Below are 5,595 nucleotides of genomic sequence, written 5' to 3'. Positions count from 1 at the left end.
CGGCTACACCAAAGCCTTGGCTACCGAACACCAGCCGAGGTTGAAGCAGCCTTTTGGGCATACAACCCACCCAAAGCCATAATGGAAACCAAGGCAAATGCCTAGGAACAAAACCCAGGGCAGCTCATTTGCGTTTGGATCGTTAGGTGTTCCCGCGGCGCAGGCGGATGTGTTCCATGGTTTTTGGATCGGCGGGAAGATCGAAGAGACTTACCATCGTCTCGGGGGGTGGGGTAGGTTTGGTGATGCGACCACCCCGGAAAGCGTCTCAGCGTTGAATGGGCGGTTCCAGGTCTTCGTGCGCGATTCTTCCATTTACTGGCACCCCAACGTCGATGGCGGTACTGCTCACCAGGTCGGCGGTCGCATCCGGGATAAGTGGGCTGATCTCGGGTGGGAAAATGCGGCCTTGGGCTACCCAGTAACCGACGAATTGACCACCCCTGACGGCATTGGCCGGTTCAACCACTTCCAGGGTGGATCCATCTACTGGTCACCTGAGACCGATGCCCATCAGATTTGGGGTGAGATTCGGGACAAGTGGGCGGCGCAAGGGTGGGAGACTGGTCCGTTGGGCTATCCGGTTACTGATGAGTTGACTACGCCGGATGGTAATGGCTGGTTTAACCACTTTGAGAATGGGTCGATTTACTACTCGCCTGCTAGTGGTGTGCACACAGTCAGTGGGAAGATTCGTGATTACTGGGGCAAAGCCGGCTGGGAGAAAAGCCGGTTTAGTTTCCCGTCCTCAGACGCTTATGCTGCCGCGGGAGGTACGAAACAGGATTTCATCGGCGGGTCTATCCAATCCTTCGAACCCACCGGTGTGGCGCTGCCTGAGTACGACAACAAGCAGTACTCCAGCTACAGGCAGGTCTACCCCCTGTTCGCAAAGGAAGACAAACCTCGCTGGCACGCAGCTGGGGCACACCGCGAACTGATTCAGCACATGGACACTTACTTCCCGTTAACGGGGTGTCCGAAAGAACTCACCACCGGCACTACATGCACCTTTACCGGCATGGGGGCACGGTCTGGCAAAGTCACTGTTGAGCGTATTTCTGATACGGGATTTACTTTGAAAACTGCTGCCGGTCACCCTGAGGGGGCTAACCGATTGCTGAACATCCGTTTTGATGAGGTCACTGCCCCACCAGCTGGTGAGAAAAACGTCGTGTTCGACTCCCCGGATGTCAAGGCCCAGTACACCGGCTCCAACAAAACCTGGATCCGCCTTGTCGTGGAATCCTTCGGCCCCACCCAGACCACCCAGGTGCAGGGGCCGTTTAGTTCTGAGCATGTTGCCAACGAGGTATGGGCCTTGTTTGCGACGACACTTCGCTCGACATTGGATGAGTCCACCACCAGCTACGTGCCGCTTTCACGCTAAACCCTTCTCACCAGCGTTCTTTTCATCATTCCCACACCTCAAGGACCCTCACACCCATGCGCTATGCCCTGACACGATTCACCGCCTGCCGCGTTATCCGCCTCATGTGCCGCACTGATGTGTATTGCCACACCGGCACTCGCCCAGGACAAAGTCGACCCCATCGCCGGCGACGGCGGATTAGTCGAACAAGCCTGCGGCACCTCACGCGAACAAGTCCGCGTCGACTCCGCATCCGTTGCCGGAATGTCTGTGTGTTTCACCCTCACCGCACCCACCGGGTGGGTGGCGGTCAACATCACCGGCTCCTACGGGGTGGTCAACAACCTCACCGTCCCGGTTGCCGTCGCCTTCAAACTCCCTGACGGGGCGGTGTACTTCCAGCAGGTCATCCAACCCGGCCAGGTCAAAAGCGTTGATGTTGATCGCCGCGGCTCCACGATTGTCGAACTGCAGGTCACCCCGGTTGCTACGCCCAACGGCGCCTCCACCGCCACCTTGACCCCATCGGGGCAGGCCCCTAACTACGTCACTTTGCGCTCAGCCGGGCGCATCAACCCCGGCCACGTCATGCGGCTTAGCTGGTCTGGGGTAAAACTATCCTTACTTGACCGTAACAGCGGGTTCAATGATCGCCTCGACGCCTCTTTCAAGGTGGTGCCTGCACTTGATTCCTCCCAGTGTGTCTCCCTCGAATCCGCCGCCTACCCCGGCACCTACCTGACGATGAACACCACCGGGGCCGTGTCAGCGCTTACCAACCCTGACACCCGCGCTGCGACGTGGTGCCCCACCGCCGCAGAAACCACCCCCACCGGGGTGTATCTTGCTAATGCCGCTAACCAGGCCCGCATCCTCACCGCCGGTGCTGATGCCACAGTCACCACAGCCACTAGCCGCACCACAGAATCCGTGTGGTTCACCGACCAAGCACTCGCACTGCCCGGAAAGTAGGACACCCCATGGCATCCACCCGTTACCAGCGGTTATGCCGCGTCATCGCCGCTGTCACATCAGTCGCGATGTGGCTCTCACTCTCCAACGCTGACGCTATCGCCCAAACCGATCACCAGCGGATGACAGATGAGCGCCTCAACGTGGTGGATGCCCGGGTATTTGCCGTCGGAATGCTCGACACAAACCTGGCGTCATCGCGGGATGCAGCCGCAGCCGCACTAACAGGGTCGCAGAAGGAATTCTCCGATTACGTCGACACAGGCAGGGTCGAGGCCCAAAAACAGGACCTGCGCCACATCCTGACCACCATCTCCGCGGTCAGCGGGCCGACGGTCCAAAAAGAAGTCGCCGCCCTCCTCGAATCCAACGACTCGGCCGCAATGTCGGAGTTTATCGACTCCGGCTGGCAAAACGCCCAGGCCCAAGATGACCGTGCTAGCGCGTGGGAGGCAGCACAAGCACCAGACGGGTCCACCTTGAAAAGCGCCGCCGATGAAGTCCTGCAGCAAAACACCCCGGACGCCCTCTCCGAGTTCGCTGCCACCGGGGCCGAGACAGCACGCGCACATGACCGTCGGCGCGAAGTGTACGAACTGACCAACTCCCCGCTTCCCAGCGTCGCAGCTGGAGCGTCCGAGGCCATCCAGGTAGGAACCGACACCGCCATCGAAGAATTCCTGCGCTACGGACAATTCGTGGCCGCATCGCAGGACTCCGAGAAGATGGAGATCTCCCAACTCGTTGAGACGGCCATCAACGAAGCATCCACGGCGAGCACCGCCAATAAACTGGCCTGGCAGCAGGCAGATCAGGCAGCCCGCGCCGCTGAAAGCGCCCGGCGAGCCGCCGAAGTCTCCCGCGATGAAGCTCTCGCCGCCGACGCCGCCCAAACCCGGGCAGGCAACGCCGCCTCGGCCGCCGCCGACCTTGCCCAACAATCCGCCCACGTCGCAGACCAGGCAGTGGCAGCCTCCCATCAGGCACGTATCGCACTGCAGCAAACTGCCGACGCACTCTCCCGCGCAGCATCGGCAGCAGGCCGTGCCCGCGCCGCCGCAAGCGCGGCCCAAACAGCGGCCGCCAACGCCGCAGGAGACGCCTCCGCCGCTCGAGGTGCCCGCATCGCAGCAGAACAAGCCCGCGATGCGGCAGCGCAAGCCCGCGCCTCCGCCGAAGCACACGTATACGCTTCCCAATCAGCAGGCCACGCCCGCGCCGCAGGCCAGGCGGCAAGCTCCGCCGCCGCAAACGCCGACGTCGCCGCAGCTGCTGCCGCTGATGCCGCCAACGCGGCCGGAGTCAGCGAAGCCGCCGCTGCCGAAGCCCGTGAAGGCGCCGCCCGTGCACGTGCCGCCGCCGCACGCGCACGCGCGGCGGCAAACGAAGTCGACCGGCTCGTCCACGAAATCGAAGGACTTGTCGAACAAGCCAAGCAAGCGGCAATAGAAGCCGCCGAACACGCTGAAAGGTCCGCAGAAGCAGCCGACCGCGCCGCTCAGGAAGCGGAAAACTCCGCCACCCACTCCCGCAATGCGGGCGAATACGCCGCAGAAGCACAACGTGCGGCCGAAGCCGCCAACGGCGCCATCGACTTGGCGGAGTCGGCCCATGAACTTGCCGTCAAGATTGACAATCAGCGCCGCCAGGCCGAAAAGGAGTTCCTCCGCACCCAGGCGGAAGACGCGCGCACCGTCCAAGACGCGGCCAATCGGGTAGCCGCCGATGAGAAACGCCGCCGTAAGGAGCTTGAAAAGGACCTCGCCCCGCTGGAAGGCAGCGACACGACGAACAGCTCCTTGGACATAGAAGCCATCAAGAAAGCCACCGTCGCGGCTGTCCAGGTCGGCTCACCCACTGTGGTCGGCGCGGCGAAAACCGCTCTGACAGGTGGAACCGACGATGATTTCCGTGTCTTCGCCACCAGTGGATACCCCACAGCTGTCGACCAGGACAACCAAGCACTTCTCCGGCAATGGTGGGCAACCGACCCCAACGAGGACGTGCGCTTCGACTCCGGCATGTACGCCAACGCTGCACCGGAAGTCATCGACTGGTTCATCAACGACGAAGTCAAAACCCTGCGTCTCCCCGATCTCATCGATACAACATGGAAGCTGCGCGAGACCCAGGGGGACAACACCCGAGCAGCAGCCGACGCCGCGCTGCGCGACGGCGGATATGACGCCCTCGACGATTTCGTCAACGGCGGCGGATACGACAAGGCTCGCTACAGCGACCAGCTCCAACAGGCGTATCACCTGGTTGAAACTGGTGGCCCGGAGGTCAAAGCCGCCGCTGAAGCCGCCATTGTCGGGGACCGGAAGACCCTCGACGAGTTCATCACTATCGAGCAGTACCGCCGCGCCAGCCTCGATGCGAACCGGGCAGCGCACAACGACCACATCAATTCGATGCTGGCGGCGGGACGCAACATAGCAAACCTCGCCGGAGAACTCGCCGCCAATGCGCAGGCAGCCTACGAATACTCCCGGGGATCAGCGCAAAAAGCACGTCAATACGCTGATGCCGCAGCCGAATACGCCGGATTCGCCCAACAGGCCTCCCAACGAGCCCAGGAATTCGCCGCCTCCGCCCAGCAGTCACTAGACTTCGCCAAGCAACAGCAGGCAAGAGCACATCAAGCCGCCGCCTCCGCGGAAGCCGACGCCGCCGAAGCAACCGCGAACGCCGACCAGGCCACCAGCTACGCAATCGACGCCCGCGCCTCAGCCAACGCGGCAGCCAACTCCGCCATATCCGCCCGCGCCTCAGCCGCAGCCGCAGGACAAGACGCGGCACTTGCCGCCCAAGCAGCAGACGACGCATTCCGCATCGCGGTGGAAAAAGAACTCGCCGAGCAAGCCGAACTTCAAGCCGGTCTGGATGCACAGGCAGTAGACGGGGCCGACCCGGAAAAACCAGCCTCGCTTCTCGACATCATCAAAGAACGCATCGGGCCGGCAGCCCTCAGCCTCCTCCTCGACCTTGTCGGAATCACCGACCTGGTCAACTGCTTCAAGGGGCAAATCTCCGGATGTCTATGGACATTGGTCGGAGTGATTCCAGTAGGAAAAATGGCTCTGTTGCAAAGATTGGCGGCAGTCAGAGGTAGGCTGTCGCGCTGCGCCGATCAGGCGGCTGCTGCGAAATGGTGGTTGAGCATGCCCATGGCCTCCGTCAGCGCCGAGGGCCCAATGCCAAAAGCTCTCTCCACAAGGCGCACCTCGCCCCTGATGCCGGGCTGCAGG

2 protein-coding genes and 2 pseudogenes are annotated in these 5,595 nt (G+C 62.1%); 3 read left to right on the top strand and 1 reads right to left on the bottom strand.

Translation table 11 applies throughout. The annotated features are described in order from the left end of the window. Window positions 1–97 precede the first annotated feature (97 nt). The 3 genes and pseudogenes from NQ050_RS10820 to NQ050_RS10810 all read left to right on the top strand — a co-directional run. Window positions 98–1,390: an LGFP repeat-containing protein gene (locus NQ050_RS10820; protein WP_257039356.1), complete on the top strand. Its 1,293-nt coding sequence runs from the start codon at window positions 98–100 to the stop codon at window positions 1,388–1,390. Window positions 1,391–1,507: 117 nt separating this feature from the next. Next, window positions 1,508–2,344, top strand: coding sequence for an AbfB domain-containing protein (locus tag NQ050_RS10815; protein WP_257039355.1), 837 nt, complete (start codon window positions 1,508–1,510; stop codon window positions 2,342–2,344). A gap of 8 nt (window positions 2,345–2,352) precedes the next feature. Then, window positions 2,353–4,692 (top strand): annotated as a pseudogene (locus NQ050_RS10810) (ALF repeat-containing protein); the annotation flags it as partial. Window positions 4,693–5,477: 785 nt separating this feature from the next. Here the strand turns inward: NQ050_RS10810 and NQ050_RS10805 are convergent. Continuing rightward, a pseudogene (locus tag NQ050_RS10805) lies at window positions 5,478–5,595 on the bottom strand (IS6 family transposase); the annotation flags it as partial.

The sequence above is a fragment of the Corynebacterium sp. 122RC1 genome (genome assembly GCF_024580955.1).
GTDB lineage: Bacteria > Actinomycetota > Actinomycetes > Mycobacteriales > Mycobacteriaceae > Corynebacterium > Corynebacterium kozikiae.
Note: the sequence above shows the minus strand (reverse complement) of the source record. Positions and strands in the feature narration are given on the sequence as shown.

Coding starts and splice junctions, on each gene's coding strand:
- NQ050_RS10820 (WP_257039356.1), top strand. CDS start 98: ATGCCTAGGAACAAAACCCAGGGCAGCTCATTTGCGTTTGGATCGTTA.
- NQ050_RS10815 (WP_257039355.1), top strand. CDS start 1,508: ATGTGTATTGCCACACCGGCACTCGCCCAGGACAAAGTCGACCCCATC.